Annotated in this window: 17 protein-coding genes; 7 read left to right on the top strand and 10 right to left on the bottom strand. The window is 71.3% G+C overall.

Annotation, left to right across the window (positions count from 1 at the left end; genetic code table 11):
- Positions 1 to 105: 105 nt before the first annotated feature.
- From ACQFYA_RS06825 to ACQFYA_RS06855, 7 genes are all read right to left on the bottom strand, one after another.
- A complete protein-coding gene (locus tag ACQFYA_RS06825) occupies positions 106 to 939 on the bottom strand; it encodes an OmpA/MotB family protein (protein ID WP_499122419.1) in 834 nt (277 codons plus the stop codon).
- A complete protein-coding gene (zorA, locus tag ACQFYA_RS06830; RefSeq protein WP_499127462.1) occupies positions 936 to 2,363 on the bottom strand; it encodes an anti-phage ZorAB system protein ZorA in 1,428 nt (475 codons plus the stop codon). Before zorA ends, ACQFYA_RS06825 begins: the two co-directional genes overlap by 4 nt.
- Positions 2,276 to 2,632, bottom strand: a complete 357-nt coding sequence (locus ACQFYA_RS06835) for a hypothetical protein (RefSeq protein WP_499122421.1) — start codon at positions 2,630 to 2,632, stop codon at positions 2,276 to 2,278. Before ACQFYA_RS06835 ends, zorA begins: the two co-directional genes overlap by 88 nt.
- Before the next feature lie 226 nt (positions 2,633 to 2,858).
- Positions 2,859 to 3,140, bottom strand: a complete 282-nt coding sequence (locus ACQFYA_RS06840) for a DUF3892 domain-containing protein (RefSeq protein WP_499122423.1) — start codon at positions 3,138 to 3,140, stop codon at positions 2,859 to 2,861.
- A 95-nt stretch (positions 3,141 to 3,235) separates the two neighbouring features.
- Complete coding sequence (locus tag ACQFYA_RS06845) at positions 3,236 to 4,114, bottom strand: DUF4190 domain-containing protein (protein WP_499122425.1); 879 nt, start codon at positions 4,112 to 4,114, stop codon at positions 3,236 to 3,238.
- Between the two features lie 53 nt (positions 4,115 to 4,167).
- Complete coding sequence (locus ACQFYA_RS06850; protein WP_499122428.1) at positions 4,168 to 4,737, bottom strand: Rv1352/Rv1906c domain-containing protein; 570 nt, start codon at positions 4,735 to 4,737, stop codon at positions 4,168 to 4,170.
- A gap of 38 nt (positions 4,738 to 4,775) precedes the next feature.
- Positions 4,776 to 5,309 carry a hypothetical protein gene (locus ACQFYA_RS06855; protein WP_499122429.1) on the bottom strand — a complete coding sequence of 178 codons (534 nt, stop codon included), beginning with the start codon at positions 5,307 to 5,309 and terminating at the stop codon, positions 4,776 to 4,778.
- A gap of 176 nt (positions 5,310 to 5,485) precedes the next feature.
- Here ACQFYA_RS06855 and ACQFYA_RS06860 point away from each other — a divergent pair, with 176 nt between their 5' ends.
- From ACQFYA_RS06860 to ACQFYA_RS06875, 4 genes are read left to right on the top strand one after another with little or no spacing between them, the layout of a single operon-like run.
- A complete protein-coding gene (locus ACQFYA_RS06860) occupies positions 5,486 to 7,591 on the top strand; it encodes a hypothetical protein (protein ID WP_499122431.1) in 2,106 nt (701 codons plus the stop codon).
- A gap of 14 nt (positions 7,592 to 7,605) precedes the next feature.
- On the top strand, positions 7,606 to 9,231 hold the full coding sequence (locus ACQFYA_RS06865) for a class I SAM-dependent DNA methyltransferase (RefSeq protein ID WP_499122432.1): 1,626 nt from the start codon (positions 7,606 to 7,608) through the stop codon (positions 9,229 to 9,231).
- A complete protein-coding gene (locus tag ACQFYA_RS06870; RefSeq protein ID WP_499122435.1) occupies positions 9,224 to 10,318 on the top strand; it encodes a restriction endonuclease subunit S in 1,095 nt (364 codons plus the stop codon). Before ACQFYA_RS06865 ends, ACQFYA_RS06870 begins: the two co-directional genes overlap by 8 nt.
- Positions 10,308 to 11,246, top strand: coding sequence for a 5'-nucleotidase (locus ACQFYA_RS06875; protein WP_499122437.1), 939 nt, complete (start codon positions 10,308 to 10,310; stop codon positions 11,244 to 11,246). Before ACQFYA_RS06870 ends, ACQFYA_RS06875 begins: the two co-directional genes overlap by 11 nt.
- A 228-nt stretch (positions 11,247 to 11,474) precedes the next feature.
- Here the strand turns inward: ACQFYA_RS06875 and ACQFYA_RS06880 are convergent, their stop codons facing one another.
- Together ACQFYA_RS06880 and ACQFYA_RS06885 are read right to left on the bottom strand one after the other, a co-directional pair.
- The gene (locus ACQFYA_RS06880) at positions 11,475 to 12,713 is read right to left on the bottom strand and encodes a HipA domain-containing protein (protein WP_499122439.1); all 1,239 of its coding nucleotides are present in this window, start codon (positions 12,711 to 12,713) and stop codon (positions 11,475 to 11,477) included.
- Positions 12,710 to 12,976 carry a helix-turn-helix transcriptional regulator gene (locus ACQFYA_RS06885; protein WP_499122441.1) on the bottom strand — a complete coding sequence of 89 codons (267 nt, stop codon included), beginning with the start codon at positions 12,974 to 12,976 and terminating at the stop codon, positions 12,710 to 12,712. The genes ACQFYA_RS06880 and ACQFYA_RS06885 overlap by 4 nt, the downstream gene beginning before the upstream one ends.
- Before the next feature lie 269 nt (positions 12,977 to 13,245).
- Between ACQFYA_RS06885 and ACQFYA_RS06890 the strand changes: the two genes are divergently transcribed.
- The 3 genes from ACQFYA_RS06890 to ACQFYA_RS06900 all read left to right on the top strand — a co-directional run bounded on the left by ACQFYA_RS06890 (position 13,246) and on the right by ACQFYA_RS06900 (position 18,145).
- Complete coding sequence (locus ACQFYA_RS06890) at positions 13,246 to 16,551, top strand: type I restriction endonuclease subunit R (protein ID WP_499122444.1); 3,306 nt, start codon at positions 13,246 to 13,248, stop codon at positions 16,549 to 16,551.
- Between the two features lie 111 nt (positions 16,552 to 16,662).
- Positions 16,663 to 16,836 (top strand): hypothetical protein, encoded by a 174-nt coding sequence (locus tag ACQFYA_RS06895; protein ID WP_176168806.1) that lies wholly within the window; start codon positions 16,663 to 16,665, stop codon positions 16,834 to 16,836.
- A gap of 160 nt (positions 16,837 to 16,996) precedes the next feature.
- A complete protein-coding gene (locus ACQFYA_RS06900) occupies positions 16,997 to 18,145 on the top strand; it encodes a glycosyltransferase (RefSeq protein WP_499122446.1) in 1,149 nt (382 codons plus the stop codon).
- A 23-nt stretch (positions 18,146 to 18,168) separates the two neighbouring features.
- Here ACQFYA_RS06900 and ACQFYA_RS06905 read toward each other — a convergent pair whose 3' ends face one another.
- Positions 18,169 to 18,594 carry a hypothetical protein gene (locus tag ACQFYA_RS06905; protein WP_499122449.1) on the bottom strand — a complete coding sequence of 142 codons (426 nt, stop codon included), beginning with the start codon at positions 18,592 to 18,594 and terminating at the stop codon, positions 18,169 to 18,171.
- Positions 18,595 to 18,671 lie beyond the last annotated feature (77 nt).

An 18,671-nucleotide genomic window follows, 5' to 3' on the forward strand; every position in this document is an offset into this window, starting at 1 on the left:
CCCGCCGCGAGACCTCGGCGGCACCCTCCGCCGCGGTGCGCCAGGCGTCGGCCAGGTCCGGCGGCCAGGGCGCCGCGGTCAGCTCGGGGGGCGGGAGGACCAGGGTCACTTCGTGCCCTCGGCGGCGTCGGCGGTCAGGTCGCCGTCGGACTCCTCGACGATCGTGGCGAGCTCGTCGGCCGTCGGGCCCTTCACGGTGAACCTGAGGTCGATGCGACGGTTCGCGGCTCGCTGCTCGTCGGTGGCCTGCTTGTCCTCCACGGGTCGGGAGTCCGCGTACCCCGAGACGGAGAAGATGGGCTCGCCGTCAGAGCGTGCGAGCGTGTCGAGCTGTTGTGCGCTCGGCATGTCGGCGTCCCAGAGTCGCCACAGGGAGATCGCCCGGAACGTGGACAGCCCCCAGTTACCGGTCCCTTCGAGACCTTGGTACTTCTCACTGTCGGTATGGCCCTCGACGAAGACGGTGTCGAGCGCCTTGTACCGGTCGTCGGCACGGACGGCGGCGGAGACGACCTCGCCGATGGTGAGGGCGACGTGCCGGTGGGCCGAGCTGATCTCGTAGGACCCTGAAGCGAAGCCGAGGGCCGAGGTCGGGATGTGCAGGACGGAGCTGTCATCGCTCACCTCGACCGCGATGCCGCGCTCGCGGAGGTCGTCACGGATCTCCTCGACGATCTGCGAACGTACCTCCTCGCGGTCCCGCAGGGTCGCGATCTGGCTGGTCAGGCTCTCCTTCTGCGCTGCGAAAGCGGCGGCGTCGGAGCGAGCCTGCTCTTGCTCGGCAGCGAGCTCCTGCTGCTTGTTGGTCAGCGACACGACGAGCAGGACGACGGCGAGCAGGAAGATCAGCAGGAGCGCCGACATGAGGTCGGAGAACGAGATCCAGTGCGACGTGTCCTCGGCGCTGCTCTGGCGCGCGCGTCGGGCAGGCGCTCTCATGCGGCCACCTGACGGGTCTCGTCACCGCCGCCGGGCGAGGGGACCTGCAGCTGCTCGATGTCCTCGACGGCGGCCGAGAGTGCACGAGCGGCGTCCAGCATCGTCGAGGTGTACGCGAGGGTCTGTTCGTTCCATGCGTTCATGCGCGAGTCGGTCTGCTCCTTGACCGCGCCGGAATAGTCGACGAACCAGGCAGTGAGCGAGGTGCGGAAGCCGTCGACCTCGGTCGCGAGCTTGTCGAGCACCTCGGCCTGGTGGGCCCGCAGGGCGTCGAGGAACGACTGCTGCTGCGCACGCACGGCCTCGAAGGAGGCGCCCTGCTGCTCCTGCATGCCGGCCATGCCGTCGCGCAGGGCACCCGAGGCTTCCTCGAGCACGGACGATGCGGCGGCCGTGGAGGTCGTCAGGCTCTCCAGACGTTCGGTCAGGGCAGTGATCATCTCGGTAGCGCCGGCGTGCTTGGCGTTGATCTCCTCGAACGACTCGACGCTGTCCGCGAGCACGTCACGGAACGCCGTGCTCGTCCGCTCGAAGGTCTCGGCTGTGGTGCGGAGGTTCTCCGCCGACGGAGCCAGCTGCTCCGAGACGGCGTCGAGACGCGCGGTCGCCTCGTCGAGTCGTTCGACGACGCGAGGCAGATGCTCCTCGAGCAGCTCGACCTGGCGCTGGGTGGCGGAGCGCATCTCCTCCATGCGTTCGGCGTGCTCGTCGGCCTGCTGCGCCATCCGGGAGCCGAGGTAGTCGAGCGTGGTCGACATGGTCGACGAGGCGTCGTCGAGCCGATCGGCCAGCGTGATGCCGATCTGCTCGAAGCGCCCCGCGAACTTCTCGACCAGGCCCTCGAAGATGTCCGACGACTGCTGCGCCGCCATCGTCGCGATGCGTTCCATCTCGGGCGCGATCGTGCTGGTGATCGCCTCCTCGACCGAGCGCTGCATGTGGTCGACGGACTCGCGAAGGTCGCCGGCGAGCGACCCCACCGTCTCCTGGAGCTTGGCGCCGATCTGCTCACCCAGGACGGCCAGATGCTTCTCGCTCTCCTCGGAGCTGTTCATGATGCTGACCAGCGAGGCCTCGGAGGTCTGCTTGTCGAAGAGCCGGTCGAGCTGCGCCTGGAGCGCCTGGATCGAGCCCTCGACCTTGTGTCCGGCGCTCTTTTCCACTCCCTGGACGATCAGGCTGGCGACGACCCCGAAGACCGAGGTGATGAAGGCGGTCGAGGCTCCGCTGATCAGGGTGCGGACGCCGTCGGTCAGCTGATCGGCGTTGCCGGCGAGGTCGACGCCGGCGAGTCCCGCCGTGAGGCCCAGGAACGTGCCGAGCACACCGAGGACGGTCAGGACCGACGAGCGGTTGCTGATGACCCGATCGTGCAGAAGCTCCGGCGCGAGGGTGTCGGACCGGAAGTAGTGGTCGGCGTCCAGGTGTTCAACAGCGCGCCGTCGCGACCGTTGACCAGGGTCTCGTTGTACTCGTGCCAGAGGTGCGCGACCTCGACGTTGCCGTCCTGGGCTCGCCGGAGCATCAGTGTGCGGTAGTCGGACGTTGCCGGATGGGGGACGTCGGCGACGACGGCGCGGACGCCTTCGATCCGTAGGCGGGCCAGCCGGTGAGCGTTGCGGATCTTGACGAGCGTCCAGAGGCCCATCCCGACGATGGCGGCGCAGACGGCGAAGGTGATGAAGGTGGTCATTCGAGGTCTTTCAGAAGGGGCGTCGCGGGAGGGGGGCGCGGGAATCGTGACACGTCGGAGGCGGGCGCGATCGGGTCCGACCGGGTGAAATCGGGCGATCTCGGCTTTGGGCCGGGTGATCTCGGCAACAGCGGACCGCGGCTTGCGACGAAACCGGCGGGAACGTCTGGCGCGGTCGTGCGCGTGCCGTGAAGTGCCCGCGTCCAGCAGCCGTTGACGCGACTGCTCAGAAGCGGGGGAGTCGCAGCAGGTTGTCGCTCTCGGTCCCGTTGGCGAGGGTGGTGATGTAGCGGGTACCGCGCGGGCTGGTGCGCGCGACGACGTCGGTCTGCTCGTGGGTAACCGGGTGCAGGGCCCGGTAGCGGGTGCCGCGCACGATGTCGGTGTGCACGGCCTCGCGGCTCGAGACCCGGAGCGGGCCGGTAGTTAGGTCGGACACGGCGACAGCCTCGATGTGCTCGTTGTGCGTGCCGGGCTCGGCGACGTGGACGGAGTGGATGAACGGCATGGTCGGCTCCTCGTGGACGTGCTCGTGCTTGTCGGTGTGGTGGTGAGCGGCGGGCGCGCAGGGCGTGGACCCGGCGCGCCCGCCGCCGGCGGGTGTCAGCCCTTCGCGCGGAAGAAGACGGGGTCGGCGAACCAGCCCGCCGTCAGCGTCCAGGTCCCCGGGGCCCCGGCGGGGACGGCGACGCACACGTTCCCCTTGGCGGAGCCGCCCTCGTACAGCTCGTCGACGTCGGTGAGGTCGTCAGGGATGACGCCGCACGAGTCGGAGTAGGTGACGCTGTCGTCGCCGACGAACTCGACCGTGAGGTCGACCCACGGCGTGCCGGTCTCGCCGCCCGTGTAGGTCGCCTCGACCGGGACGATCCAGTACTCCATGCCGTCGGTGGGCGCCTCGTTGAACTGGTTCTCGGCGTGGATGTCCGTCCACGCCTCGTGGGGCTTGCCGAGGTCGATGGTCCAGTCGTCGTTGTTGACGGTGTCCGCGAACGTGAAGGGGGTGTCGCGGGTGCCCTCCTCGGCCGCGGCCGGCTCGGGGTCGGCGGCGGTGGTGTCCTCTTCCGTGGTCGCCTGGTCCGCGACGTCCGCATCCGGCTCGGCCAGAGCATCCTCGCCGGTGAGGGCGGGAGTGTCGTCGAGAGCGTCGGAGACGTCGTCGAGCACCGAGCTGTAGAACGCCTGCGACGCCAGGACGCCGACGCCCGCGAGCACGGCCAGGACGATGCCCGCGACCGCCATGCCCTGCCGGGGCGCACCACGGCGGGCCTTCACCAGCCCGACGATCGCCAGCACCAGGCCGACGATCGCGAGCACGAACGCCCCGTTGTTGACGATCGGGATCAGGGACAGCAGCAGCGCGACCAGGGCCACGACGAATCCGGCCACGGCGAGCCCGTTGCCCCGCCCCAGGGGCGGCGTGCCGGGGACCGGAGGAACGGGGTACGGCTCGTACGTCGGGCCGTTCGGAGTGGTGGACATGAGAGCTCCTTCTGTGGTGTGGGGTGAGTGGTGAGGGGGCGGCTCGTACGGGGTCACTGCTTGTCCCACGTGCCGCAGCGGTTGGTCTCGAAGTCCTGGCCGTCGCTCAGTCCGACCGTGGGGCGGCCCCCGGTGACGATGTCGTTCTGGACGATCGCGCCCTGGTTGGTGCCGGACCGGTAGATCGCCCAGTAGCAGTCACCGGAGACGGGCTCGGTGGTGCGGTAGGTGCCGGCCTCGATGTCGGTGCCGACGGTCCAGACGCCCTCGTCGATGCGACTGCTCTCGATCTTCTTCTCGGTCCTGCTCACGGCCTTCTCGCGGTCGGCGACGTCCTGCTCGCGCTCGTCCAGCCCGGACTCGCGCTCGTCCAGCCCGGCCTGCTGGGTCGCCGCCTCCGTCTTGGCGTCGTCCATCCGCCTCTCCGCCGTCTCGGCGCGTGCGAGGGCGCCGTCGAGCTCCGTGCGCGTCGCGTCGAGCTCGGCGGCGGTGTCGGCGGCCTGCGTCTGCGCGGTCCGGGCGTCGCGGTCGCGGTCGGCGGCGACGACGGTCGCGCCCGCTGCGAACACGGCCAGGAGCGCCCCTGCCGTGCTGAGCGCGATCGGCGTGCGGTGCTCACGCACCCATCGGGACGACGTCCGGGGTCGAGCATCGGCGCCGCTCACGTCTGGTCTCCCGTCGGATCCACCGTCAGGAGCAGGTCGAGCCCGGTGTCGGGGTGGTAGCCCCACGACGTGGTGATGCCGTCCCAGGAGTCGGTCTGCCTGCCGTCGAGCGCCCGGGTCGAGTACATGAGCTCCGTGACGCGGGACGGCGTCTCGAGCGCGCTGAGGACACAGTCGACGGTCGTGTAGCTCGTGCCGGTGAGGTCGTCGTCGCCCTGGACGTCGAGCGCCAGGGTGGTGCTGTCGTCGACGAGCTCCATTCCGTCGCTGGGCCCGCAGCTGTCGTAGGCGGCCTCGAAGGCTGCCGCACCGGGCCCGGTGTCGGTCGCGTCGCCGGAGGGTGCCGGACCTCCGAGTGACAGTGCGAGCGCTACGACGGACGCTCCCACCACCATCCCGCCGAGAGCCGCGGCGACGACCGTCCCGGGGCGGTATCGCCTGTCGTCCCGCGTCGGGTCGTCGTGCGGCGGGCCCTGCGGCGGAGGCGGAGCGGTGGCCACGCGGCCGTCGACCGGTGCGTCCTCGTTCATCGTCGGCTCCTCGCGTCGATGTGCGTCGGGTGGGTTGTTCCGACCCGTCTGGCAGGAGCATCGACTCGGGAGACAGGCGCTGTCAGGGAAGCGGGTGATAAAGCCTCTTATCGCGCCGTCGAGACCTTGCCGGCGCGGGTCGTGCGCCTACCCTTGGCGCGACGAGAGGAGGCGCGATGGACTCGACACCGCTGCGACCGGCACGGACGGCCGAGGCCGTGCTGCACGACCTGACGTTGTCCCTGTCGGACATCGCGCTCACGGCCGGCGTGCAGCGACCGGTGGTGTCCATGTGGCGTACGCGCCACGCTGCCGGCCCGAGCCCGTTCCCTGCCCCCGTCGTGGACGGCGCGGGCTCGCCGCGCTTCCGCGCGTCGGAGGTCGTCGCATGGGTGGAGCGCACCGGGCTGGGGAAGAACCCCCACTTCGCCGCCGACGTCGCGGTACGTGGCGTGCTCGACGCCCGTCCGGGGAGCGGCCGCCCCACCGACGGTCTCCTCGCGCTGCTGTGCCTGCGCGCGTACGCGTCGGTGGCGCTCGCGGACCTCGCCCCCGACGACGTGCTCGACCTGGCCGACGAGCTCGACCCCGACGACGAGTTCCTCTACCGGGAGGTGGCGGCGCTCGGGGCCGACCTCCCGGCCGTGTGCGAGCTCGCGGACCTCATGGCGTCCGCCGCATACTCGCCGGGCCGCGCCGCGGAGGCCGTGCTCGCGGACCGCTACCGCGCCGGCCGTGCGGACCTCACCCGGTCGGCGCTCGCGCCGGCGGCGCTCGACCTGGTCGCGCGGGTGGTGGAGGCGGTGGCGCCGGCGGACGTCGTGGCGAGCCCGGCGCCCGGGTGCGGCGACCTGCTGCATGCGGTCCTCGCCACGCCCGACGCCGTCGACGTCCCGACCGCACTGGTGCCGCCGGGGGAGGGGCGCAGGCTCGCGCGACGCCGCCTGGTCGCGCACGGTTGGGACGTCCGGACGCTGGAGGGCGGCGACCTGCCGACCGAGGCGGTCGTCGTCCGCCAGGTGCCGGAGGTCGGCGTCGGCGACGTGTCGGACGAGGAGGCGCTGGCCCGGGTCGACGAGGTCGTCCTGTCGCTGGGGCCCGGTCAGCGGGCCGTGGTGATCGGTCCCGCGAGCGCGCTGGTCGACGCGGCCTCGAGCCCGGCGGTGGAGTCGGCGCGGTCGGCGCTGCTGCGCACGCACCGCCTGCGCACGGCGGTGCTGCTGCCGCCGGGGCTCGTCGTCGACCGTTCGCGGCAGCGCCTCGCGCTGTGGGTGCTCGGCGATGCGCACGCCGACGTCGCGATCGGGGACCGGTGGACGATGGTCGCGGACCTCTCGGACGCCACCGTGAACGGCCCGGCCTTCGACAGGGGGGTGCTCGACGACCTGCTCACCGACGTCGTCGCCTCCCTCGACAGCGCGGACTCCGTGCGCGCGCACGCCTTCCGGTTCGCCCGCTTCGTCAGGCTCCCGGAGGTGCTCGCGCGCGGCGGCTCGTTGATCGAGTCGGGACGAGGCCTGGCGCAGGTGCCGCGCGACGACCGCGGTGCGGCGGCGGTGCGCGTCCGCGAGCTCGCGGAGCTGCTCGACGGCGAGGACCGGCGCCCGCTCGACGTCACCGTGCGTCGGGGCGCTGCCCGGCCGTTGCACGAGGCCCTGCTGGGCACCCTTGCCGACGACGGGAGGGTGCGCAGACTGCCCGGAGTCCGCCTCGCGGAGTCGATGGTCGTGCCGGCGCCGGGGAGGGATCCGGCACTGACCCGCGTGCTGGGCCCGGACGAGCTGCTCGGTGCCGTCCCGTGGGGCACGCGGGCCGTCGACCGGATGCGCCTGGCCGCCGAGCACCCCGGTGCGCGGCTCACCGAGCCGGGCGACGTCGTCGTCACGACCACGCCCCGTCCCGCGGCCGAGGTGGACCGTGACGGCTTCTCCGCCGTCGTGTACCCGGCGTGGGTCCTGCGCGTCGTCGACCCCGACGGTGGCGGGGACTGCCCTCGCGTCCTGTCCGATGTCGTGGCCCGCGAGATCGCAGCCCAGCCCTCGGGTGCCAAGCGGTGGCGGTCATGGCGGGTGCGGATGCTGCCGGCGGACCAGGCGGGCGACGTCGAACGGGCGCTCCGCGCCGTCGCCGACCGTGCCGCTGCCGCGCGCCGCGAGCTCGACCGTCTGGAGGCGCTCGCCGGGGCGCTGGTCGACGGCGTCGCGAGCGGCGTCGTGCAGATCGTCCCTGGCGAGGTCGACGACGGCGTCAGTGCCGCAGGACAAGATGAGGCCACCGAATGAGGAAGGACAACCGAGTGCCCCCGAGGACCAAGGCGGCCATGCCGTCGGTCGCCACGGCGACCACCATGAAGGATCTGAAGGACACGCTCTGGAAGGCCGCGGACAAGCTGCGCGGCTCGATGGACGCGAGCCAGTACAAGGACGTGATCCTGGGGCTGGTGTTCCTGAAGTACGTGTCGGACGCGTTCGAGGAGCGCCGGGAGGCGATCCTCGCGGAGTGCGTGGCCGACGGGCTCAGCGAGGACGACGCGGCGCCGCTGCTGGAGGACGTCGACGAGTACCGACGCGCCGGCGCGTTCTGGGTGCCGGAGCGGTCGCGGTGGGGCTACCTGGCCCGCAACGCCAAGGGCCGCGTCGCGACGATCGACGAGCCGGAGGCGTCGGTCGGCCAGCTCGTGGATGATGCGATGGCGCACCTCATGGGGGCGAACCCGCCGCTGGCGGGCACGCTGCCGACGATCTTCAACTCGATCAGCGTGGACCAGCGCCGCCTGGGCGAGCTGGTGGACCTGTTCTCCTCGGCCCGGTTCACGGGCGTGATGGCCGACGGCACCAAGGTGTCCAAGGCACGCGACGTGCTGGGCGAGGTGTACGAGTACTTCCTGGAGAAGTTCGCCCGCGCCGAGGGCAAGCGCGGCGGCGAGTTCTTCACGCCGCCCAGCGTGGTGCGCGTGCTCGTCGAGGTGCTCGAGCCGTACCGCGGGCGCGTGTACGACCCGGCGTGCGGGTCCGGCGGCATGTTCGTGCAGGCGGAGAAGTTCCTCGAGCGCCACGGCGCCGACCCGCAGGCCATCAGCGTGTACGGGCAGGAGCTCAACCAGCGCACCTGGCAGCTGGCGCGCATGAACCTCGCGATCCACGGCCTGTCCGGGCAGCTCGGTCCACGCTGGGGCGACACGTTCGCGCGAGACCTGCACCCGGACGTGCCAATGGACTACGTGATGTCGAACCCGCCGTTCAACATCAAGGACTGGGCGCGCAGCACCGACGACACCCGCTGGAAGTACGGCGTGCCGCCCGCGGGGAACGCGAACTACGCGTGGATCCAGCACATCCTGTCCAAGCTGGCGCCCACCGGCTCCGCGGGCGTGGTCATGGCGAACGGGTCGATGTCGTCGAACTCCGGGGGAGAGGGTGACATCCGCGCCCAGCTCGTCGAGGCCGACCTCGTGAGCTGCATGGTCGCGCTGCCCACCCAGCTCTTCCGCTCGACCGGCATCCCCGTCTGCGTGTGGTTCTTCGCGAAGGACAAGGGCGCGCGCGCCGGCGAGGTGCTGTTCATCGACGCCCGCAATCTCGGGCACATGGTCGACCGTGCCGAGCGCGCGCTCTCCGACGACGACATCGCCCGGATCGCCGGGACGTACCACGCGTGGCGGGGGACTGCCTCGGCCGTAGAGCAGGGGCTCGATTACGACGACGTCGCGGGGTTCTGCAAGACCGTGGCGCTCGCGGACATGAAGGACGCCGGATATGCCCTGACGCCCGGTCGGTACGTCGGCGCCGCCGAGGCCGAGAACGACGGCGAGCCGGTGGAGGCGAAGATCGCTCGGCTGACCAAGGAACTGTTCGAGCAGTTCGACGAGTCGGCGCGGCTGGAAAAGGTCGTGCGCGAGCAGCTGGAGCGGGTCCGTGGGTGAGTGGCGTGAGACTACCTGGGGTGCCGTTGGGAACCTCAACTATGGGCGGGCGCTACCAACGGTTGAACGCGGGGAATCCGGGGCGGTTGAGGTATTTGGCACCGTGGGGCCGATTGGCTTCACGGACAGAAAGGCTCTAGGTGCTGGCCCGAAGCTCATCATCGGACGCAAGGGTGCATATCGAGGGGTCACGCTGGCGCGCGGACCATTCTGGGTAATCGACACTGCGTACTGGTTGGACCTCGATGCCACCGTAGACCCGTTTTGGGCTTACTATTCGCTAAAGCATGCCGATATCAACTCGCTTGGGTCGGGATCTGCAATTCCGTCGACAACTCGCGAAGACTTTTACGCTCTGAACGTCTCGCTTCCCAATCTAGGTGAGCAGCGAGCGATCGCCGAGGTCTTGGGCGCCCTCGACGACAAGATCGCGGCCAACACCCGCCTCGCCGCCACCGCCGACGAGCTGGCGCGACTGTGCTTCCGCCGAATGGTCAACGACTCGAACCGGCGCGAGCCGTTGAGCCAGACGGCACGGTTCGTCAACGGGAGGAACTTCACCAAGGGGGCTACAGGGACTGGTCGTGTGGTGATCCGGATCGCGGAGCTGAACTCAGGGCTGACGGGGTCGACGGTACGCAACGAGGTCGACGCGTGCGACGACAATGTGGCTCGGCCGGGCGATCTCTTGTTCGCCTGGTCAGGATCGCTGACCTTGAGTCGCTGGTTTCGCGACGAGGGCGTGGTGAATCAGCACATCTTCAAGGTGATCCCGAACAGCGGCTATCCGACGTGGCTGATCCATCAGCTCATCCTGGACAAGCTTGAGCAGTTCCGTGCCATCGCGGCCGACAAGGCGACGACGATGGGGCACATCCAGCGCCGCCATCTCGACGAACTGGTTACTGTGCCGTCGAAGGACTCCATCGCCGCCGAGGACGCGGGGATGGCGGCACTCTGGGAGCGGGCCCTACTGGCCGAACGGGAGAACCTCTCCCTGGCGGCGATTCGCGACACGCTCCTCCCGCAGTTGATGTCGGGCAGCGTTCGCATGCGCGAGGCCCAGGAGGTCGTGGATGCCCTATGAGCTGGCCGGCCGGCTGGTTGTCGGTGTCGCGTCGAGCGCGCTGTTCGACCTGACGGAGTCGGACGCCGTCTTCCGGGCGCAGGGAGAGGAGGCGTACCGGCTCCATCAGGAGGCGCACATCGACGACACCCTGAAGCCGGGGGTCGCGTTCCCGTTCCTCCAGCGGCTCCTCGCACTGAACAACCTGCGGGCGGATGACCCGCTCGTCGAGGTCATCGTGCTGTCGAAGAACGACCCGTCGACGGGGCTGCGGGTGATGCGATCGATCGCAACCCACAGCTTGGACATCACGCGGTCCGTCTTCACGCAGGGCAAGGCGCCGTACGACTACATCCCGGCGTTGGACATGTCGCTGTTCCTGTCCAGAGACCCGGCCGACGTCCGTGCGGCGGTCGACTTGGACCTCCCCGCGGGACAGGTGCTCAGCTCGTCCGCGGCGACGGAGGACGACGGACACGAGCTGCGCATCGCTTTCGACTTCGACGGGGTCCTCGCGGCGGACGATTCGGAGCGCGTCTACCAGGGTGGTGGGATCGAGAAGTTCCGGGAGTACGAGCGGCAGCATCAGGCGATCCCGCTGAATCCTGGACCGCTCAGCGGATTCCTCCGGGACGTCAACCGCATCCAGACGGTCGAGTCACAGGTGTGCGACGCAGACCCGACCTACCAGCCTAGGCTCCGGGTCTCGATCGTCACGGCCCGGAATGCACCGGCCCATGAGCGGGCGGTGCGGACGCTCCAGCAGTGGGGCGTGACCGTCAACGATGCGTTCTTCCTCGGCGGCATCGACAAGGGGCGGATCCTCGAGGTCATGCGTCCGCACATCTTCTTCGACGACCAGGAATCACACCTGCTGTCGACGGCGGCGTTCGCGCCGAGCGTGCATGTGCCGTACGGGGTGACAAACCAGGCCGCCGACGTCAGTTGAGCCGCTTCGCCCGGGCGGTCGGCGCGCCGAGGTCCGCCGACCGCCTGCATCAAGCGAGACGTGAAACGAGACCGGTAAGGCTCGTTGTCGGCGACTATTGCCCGCCTGCACATGAAGACCAGCCCGTGCCCGACAGGGTCGGTCAGAGGGGCTGGCCGTGATAGCCGCTACCTTATCGAGGCGGACTGACCGCATGCCGAGCTGGATCTCAGCGGCTGGCGCACGGGTTCACGCGGCCTCCGCGGAGCTCGCAACCTCATCTGCCCGGCCGACGAGCGTCGCGGGAAGGTCGCGGTACGGCTCGAGGTCTGGAGCGCGGTGCACGGCATCGGCGACCGCGTTCGCGGTCGTCCCGACGAGGGCGCGCGCGTCGTCCACCCGCATCCCCCACGACTCGGCCTCGTGCACCAGGTCGCCACCGGCGATGAGGTCCAGTCTGTTCTTGCCGGCGATCGCCATGCCGGAATGACGGTAGGCGGCGGACACGAGGAACACCGGAGCGGTGTCGTACAGGGGCGCCACACCGTACGACGCCTCCTGGTCGATCGTGAACGAGTAGTTCTTCGCGTGCGCGTCACCGTTGCCGATGACGACATTGAAGGTCACCTGGCGCAGCAGGTCGCGGAGGAGTTCGCTCGGGTCGACCGCCTCGGCAGCTGCCTGGCGGGCGACAGTCGCCAGCCGGCCCGGCCCCGTTCCCGAGCCTTCGTACTTGTCCACGGCGGCGAGCCCGAGGGCCTGGGCGAGGTCCTCCTGGTGGAGCCGCCTCCCGTCGGCCCGGTCGAACCTCTCCACGACGATGGCCTCGCGCCCGCCCAGGGTGACGAGCTCCGACCGCGCTGCGGGAATACCCGCCGCGCGTGCGAGCCCGAGCGTCCAGTGCTCGAGCTGCACCAGGTGCGGAACGCCGGTCGCACCCCAGGGCTCGGGCTTGATCAGGTGGGTCGACATCGCGCCGTCAGCCGGCCAGGCCCACCCCGTCGACGTGCGGTGCAGCAGGACCTTGGCCTGGATCCCGCCCAGCGACGCGGTGACCGCGAGTCCGTCCGGCGGCTCGAGGGTCGGCAGGTCGGCCACGATCCGCGCGACCTCGGCGTCGTCGAGCGGACGGAGGTGCCCGTCGGTCGGCTCCGCGCCCTCGGGAAGGAGCTGGACTGCTCCGGCGCACTCGGCACCGACGCGCGACAGGAGGCCGAACGTGTCGCCCGCACGCACGTGGTGCTCGCGCTCCAGGGCGGCACGGGCAGCGCCCTCGGGGAGCAGGTTGTCCAGGAACCGTTCGAGCTCGGGGCCCTCGACGCGACGCTCGGTGAGCGGGAGGGACAGCGACAGCGGCCGGCTGCCCTCGCCCCACCGCCCGAGGGCGCTCGTCGCGAAGCGGAGCCGGAGGCGTCCGTTGCGCAGGCGGCGGACCTCGCCGAGCTTCTCGCCCCGGAGGAACATCGTGAGTGCGGCGACCACGGTCATCCCCGCCCCTCGTCGCGGGGCTCGACGGTGATCCGGGCACCGCGGGGCACCAGGACGATCTCGTAGCCGCATGCGCTCGCCAGCTCGATGACGGTGCCGCTCGCGACGGACGCGCCACGTTCGAGGCGGGAGACCGTCGGTCGCGACGTCCCGGCAGCCTCGGCCAGCTCGTCCTGACTCAGGAGCGCACGTTCCCGCGCGCGCTTGATCGCGGTCCCCAGGGCAGGGCCTGTGCGGGCGCGGAACCACGGCAGGGCGCTCATATCTGATTCATATCAGGTCACGCGTCGCGATGCATCATTTTTGACGCATTGGCTGCTCGGGCCCGGGATGAATCACATCTGACACAGGCGCGGACCGACTGATGCGGCCGTGGCGCAGGTAGAGCGATGCGGCCGCGACTATGCAGCCTGGAGAACCGACGACCTGATAAGGGTGATTACCGGCCGAAACTGCTGCTTCGGTCCGCTGGTTCGGCCACGATGGGTGCCGAGGACGACAGCCACGACCACCCGACCAGCACGGAGGACCAATGCGACCGCACGAGGCCGACTGGGAGCAGCTCGCGCTCGACCACCTGGCCGAGCCGCTCGGCTGGCAGCCCCTGCGCGGGCAGCAGATCGTTCCCGGCGCGCTGTCCGACATCGGGCACCCGGGCTACACGGCGCTCGGCGAGCAGCCGCAGCGCGAGGCGTGGTCCGAGCTCGCGATCCCGTCGCGGATGCGCGCGGCCGTCCGCCGGCTCAACCCCGACGTGCCGCGCGAGTACCTGGAGCAGGCGCTCGCGGAGATCCTCCGGCCGAGCTCGCAGGACGCGATCACCGAGAACAAGCGGATCCATGACGTCCTCGTGCAGGGGTACCGGATCGCGTACGTCGAGGACGGGCGTGAGCAGACCGCGACGGTGCGCCTCGTCTCGGCGCACGAGCACGAGAACGAGTGGCTCGCCGTCAACCAAGTCACGGTGGTCGACGGAGACGTCGAGCGACGCTTCGACGTCGTCCTCTACCTCAACGGGATGCCCGTGGTGATCGTCGAGCTGAAGAACGCGGGCTCGCCGCATGCCGACGTCGCCGCCGCGCACGCGCAGCTCACCACCTACGTGCGCGAGCTGCCGATGGCGTTCCGCTTCTGCGTGCTCACCGTCATCAGCGACGGGGTCGTCGCCAAGTACGGCACCCCGTTCACCCCGCTCAACCACTACGCGCCGTGGAACGTGGACGACGACGGTCGGGTGGTCGGCCCCGACGGACGCCCGGAGGGCGACCGGCCGTTGCACCTGGTGCACGACGACGGCCTGCTCGGCGAGGTGGCGGCGCGCACGCCCCTGGAGGTCACCCTCGACGGCCTGTTCAACCCGGAACGCTTCGGTCAGCTGCTGCGGGGCTTCGTCGCCTTCGACGCGGACGAGGACGGGCTGCACAAGCGGGTCGCCAAGCCGCACCAGTACTTCGCCGTCACCAAGGCGGTCGCCGCGACCGCCGAGGCGGTCCGCGGGGACGGCCGGGCCGGCGTCGTGTGGCACACGCAGGGCTCCGGGAAGTCGATGGAGATGGAGCTGTACGCCGCGGCGATCGGGCGGCATCCCGCGCTCGAGAACCCCACGATCGTCGTTATCACCGACCGCACGGACCTGGACGACCAGCTCTTCCAGACGTTCGCCCGCTCCCAGCTGCTCGCCGAGCAGCCGCGCCAGGTCACGCGTCGCAGCGAGCTGCGCAGCGAGCTCGCGAACCGTGCCACCGGCGGTATCTACTTCACGACGCTGCAGAAGTTCGGGCTCACCGCCGAGGAGAAGCGCGCGGGCCGCAAGCACCCCGTGCTCTCCGAGCGGCGCAACGTCGTCCTCGTCGTCGACGAGGCGCACCGCAGCCACTACGACGACCTCGACGGCTACGCGTGGCACCTCAAGAACGCGCTGCCGAACGCGACCCTGATCGCGTTCACCGGGACGCCGGTCACCGGCGAGCGGGACACGGAGGCCGTGTTCGGCGACGTCATCGACGTCTACGACCTCACGCGCGCGGTCGCCGACGGCGCGACGGTCCCGGTCTACTTCGAGTCGCGACTCGTCAAGGTCGGGTTCCCCGACGACGTCGACCCGGGCACGATCGACACCGCCGCAGACGAGGCGACCGTCGGCCTCGACGACGCCGAACGCGCCCGCATCGAGAAGTCGGTGGCCGTCGTCAACGCCGTCTACGGAGCCCCCGCCCGTCTGAAGACCCTGGCGGACGACCTGGTGTCGCACTGGGAGCAGCGCAGGGACGCGGTCGCCGAGCTCGTGCGCCCGGCGACCGCGACCGGAGCGCGAGTCGCGGCTGTCGGTGCCCCCGGCAAGGCGCTCGTCGTCGCCGGCACCCGGGAGATCTGCGCCCGGCTCTACGAGCAGATCGTGGCGCTGCGGCCCGAGTGGCACTCGGACGACGTCACCCGCGGCCGGGTCAAGGTCGTGTACTCCGGCGACGCCGGGGACCAGCCGCCGATCGCCGACCACGTGCGTCGCGACGGCGAGAACACCCTGATCAAGAACCGGCTCAAGGACCCCGACGACGAGCTCGAGATCGTCATCGTCAAGGACATGCTCCTGACCGGGTTCGACGCCCCGCCGCTCCACACCCTGTACCTCGACCGACCGCTCCGCGGCGCACTGCTCATGCAGACCCTGGCGCGCGTGAACCGGACGTTCCGCGGCAAGGACGCCGGTCTGCTGGTCGCCTACGCTCCCGTCGCGGAGAACCTCGCGGCGGCGCTCGCGCAGTACACGGTGCGGGACCAGGCGGAGAAGCCCGTCGGGACACCGCTCGCGGAGGTCGCCGCCGCCACGCGCGAGCTCGTCCTGGCGCTGCGAGAGCTGGTCGAGCCCACCGGCTGGCGCGCGAGGCTTCGTGAGGCGGGTTCCGGCGGCCGCGCCTACATCGGTGTGGTGCTCGATGTCGTGAGCTGGCTCCGCAGCCCGCGCACGCCGCAGAACCGTGTGCCCGCCGATTCCGACGCGGAGCCTGTCGGTGACACCTTCCGCCGTCGAGCACAGGCGCTCTCGCGTGCCTGGTCGGCGTCGGGTCGGCACGACTCGCTCGTCGACCTCGCGGACGAGGCCCGCTTCTACGAGGAGGTACGGGTCTGGATGGGCAAGCTCGACGCCGAGGAGCGGCAGGCCAGCGGTCAGCCCATCCCAGAGGACGTCCAGCGCCTGCTCAACCAGCTCACCGCGACGTCCGTCGACGCGCGTGACGTCGTGGACGTCTATGGTGCGGCGGGGCTGGAGAGCCCGCGCCTCGACCAGCTCGACGCCGACTTCCTCGCGAAGGCGAAGGACGCGCCGCACCCGCAGATCACCATCGAGGCGCTGCGTGCCCTCGTGACGGCGGAGGCACGCGCCGCGACCGCGGGGAACCTGGTGCGACGTCAGGCGTTCTCCCAGCGCCTCTCGCAGCTCATGCTCAAGTACACCAACGCCAACCTCACGTCGGCCGAGGTGATCGCCGCTCTCGTCGAGATGGCGCACGATGTCGTCGCGGAGTCGAAGCGCGGAGAACGGTTCGACCCGCCGCTCGGACACGACGAGCTGGCGCTCTACGACGCGCTCGCGCAGAACGAGGCCGCCGCGCTGCTGCAGGGCGATGCCACCCTGGCGGAGATCGCGCGGAAGCTGATCGCCGTCCTGCGGCGGGACGTCAAGACCGACTGGACGGTGCGCGACGACGTCCGGGCCAAGCTCCGCTCGTCGATCAAGCGCCTGCTCATCGTCCACAAGTACCCGCCGGACCAGCAGCCCGAGGCCATCCGTCTCGTCATGGCGCAGATGGAGGCCATGGCCCCGAGGTGCGCGGCATGAGCCAGGAGTCTCCCGAGGGGGGGCGCGTCGCCGGTTCAACCTCCCGACGGGGAGCCGGAGCGGTGCAATCCGGACCCACGCCTGTTTCACGAGTCGCAGGCTCTCCGCAACGTGCAGCCGCGGATCCAGGCCGCCGTCGCCGAGGGCGCATTCCTCGCCGTCCAGGAGGCCAAGGGCGCCGGCGAGAGCGACACGATGCAGGCCGCCATCCTCGCGGCGTACGCCCGTGCGTGGGACAACCTGCGCGTGGTCATCGAGCGCCGGGTCGAGGACGACGTGATCTAGATCGCGTGTCGCCTCGAAGGCAAGGTCGACACTCGGGTTCGGGATCCACACGCGCGACGCGCTGCCGGCAGCGACGGCGGACGAGAGCGGTGGAGAGGCGACCCGGTCCGGCCTCGGAATTCGCCCCTTCCGCCGGGCGCGACCGACCTACCCTCGAAGGATGCGGGTGCTGTTCGCGACGACGGGCGGTCAGGGGCACTTTCTGCCGATGGTGCCGCTCGCTCACGCGGTCGCCGAGGCCGGCCACGACGTGCGGATCGCGGCGCCCGCCTCCTTCGCGAAGCACGTCGCGCCGACCGGTCTGCGCCACGAGCCGTTCGGCGATGCTGACCCCGCGGCGCTGGGGGCCGTCTTCGGCGCGCTGCCGGGTCTGTCCCCGCAGGAGGCGAACGCGCGGGTGATGACCGAAGTGTTCGGCCGTCTCGACCCGGTCGCGGCGCTGCCTGCGGTCGCCTCGCTCGTCGACCGGTGGCGGCCGGACCTGGTGGTCCGTGAGCCCGCGGAGGTGGCCTCCCTCGTCGCCGCGGAGGCCGCCGGGGTCCCGCACGCGCAGGTGGCGATCGGGCTGCGGTCCCTGCTCGCGGCCTTCGTCGACGAGCTGACCGGTCCGCTGGCCGCCCTCGCGGCCGGGGCGGGCATCGACCACGACCTCGCCGCCGCGGCCGCGGCGGAGCCCGTCTTCACCAGCGTGCCGTCCTCGTTCGACGACGACCACGACGACGTCCCGCCGGTGCGCTACCGGATCCCGATGTCCGGCGCGCCGGCGCCGCCGCTGCCCGCGTGGGGCGACCCCGACGCGCCGCTCGTCTACGTCTCCTTCGGCACGGTCGCCGCCGCGCAGGGGTTCGACGGCGCCTACGCCGCCGCCGTCGAGGCCATGGCCGAGGTGGACGTGCGCGCCCTCGTGACGGTCGGCGCCCACGGCGACCCGGAGGCCTGGGCCCCGTGGCCGCGCAACGTGCACGTGGAGCGCTGGTGGCCGCAGGAGGCGGTGATGCGGGACGCGGCGGCGATGGTCGGGCACGGCGGGTTCGGCACCACCACCATGGCGCTCGGTGCGGGCGTCCCGCAGGTGGTCGTCCCGTTGTTCGCCTCCGACCAGTGGATCAACGCCCGCCGGGTCGCCGAGCTGCAGGCGGGGATCGCCCTCGAGGCCGGGCCGGGGCTCGCCGACCGGCTCCGTCCGGCGCTGCACGCCGTCCTCCACGACGCGCGCTACCGGGCCGCCGCACGGGGCTTTGCCGACGAGATGGGCGCGCTGCCGCCGCCGTCGGCGGTCGTGGGGCGGTTGACGGCGCTGGCCCGGTGACCGGAGGGCGGCGTCGGCGGTCGTCACGCGTCGTCGAGCGCCAGCGGCCGCACCTGCCCGCCGGCGGCGACGAAGAACCCGCGCAGGCGGACGCCACGGCCGTCGGCCTCGGCGCGGAGGCCGCGGTTCCAGGCGCGGTCGTCGGCGGTGACGGTGGCGTCGCCGGGGCGCTCGAGCACGAGGACCGCGCAGCCGCCGGGCGCCTCGTCCTCGACGACGCTGCGCAGCACGGTGCCCAGCCCGGCGAGGGCGGCCGGGTCGGGGCGGGCGGGCACGTCGTCGACGGGAAGGGCGAGGCCGAGGAGCCGGTCCTCGGCGTCGAGCCAGGTGACGGTGAGCGTGCGCCGTCGTGGGTGGGTGCCGCCCGCGAGGAAGGTGGCGAGCTCCAGCAGCTCGGCGTCGTCGGCGACCTGGTCGCCCGGGCGGAACGGGGTGAGTGAGGTGTTCATGCGTCGTCACCCTGCCGCAGCGACGACCCGGCCCGCCGACGTTATCCACAGCCCCCGAGAACCCGGCGCCGAGCATG

Origin of the sequence: Promicromonospora sp. Marseille-Q5078 (genome assembly GCF_050315395.1) — a bacterium.
In the GTDB taxonomy this organism is placed as follows: domain Bacteria; phylum Actinomycetota; class Actinomycetes; order Actinomycetales; family Cellulomonadaceae; genus Isoptericola.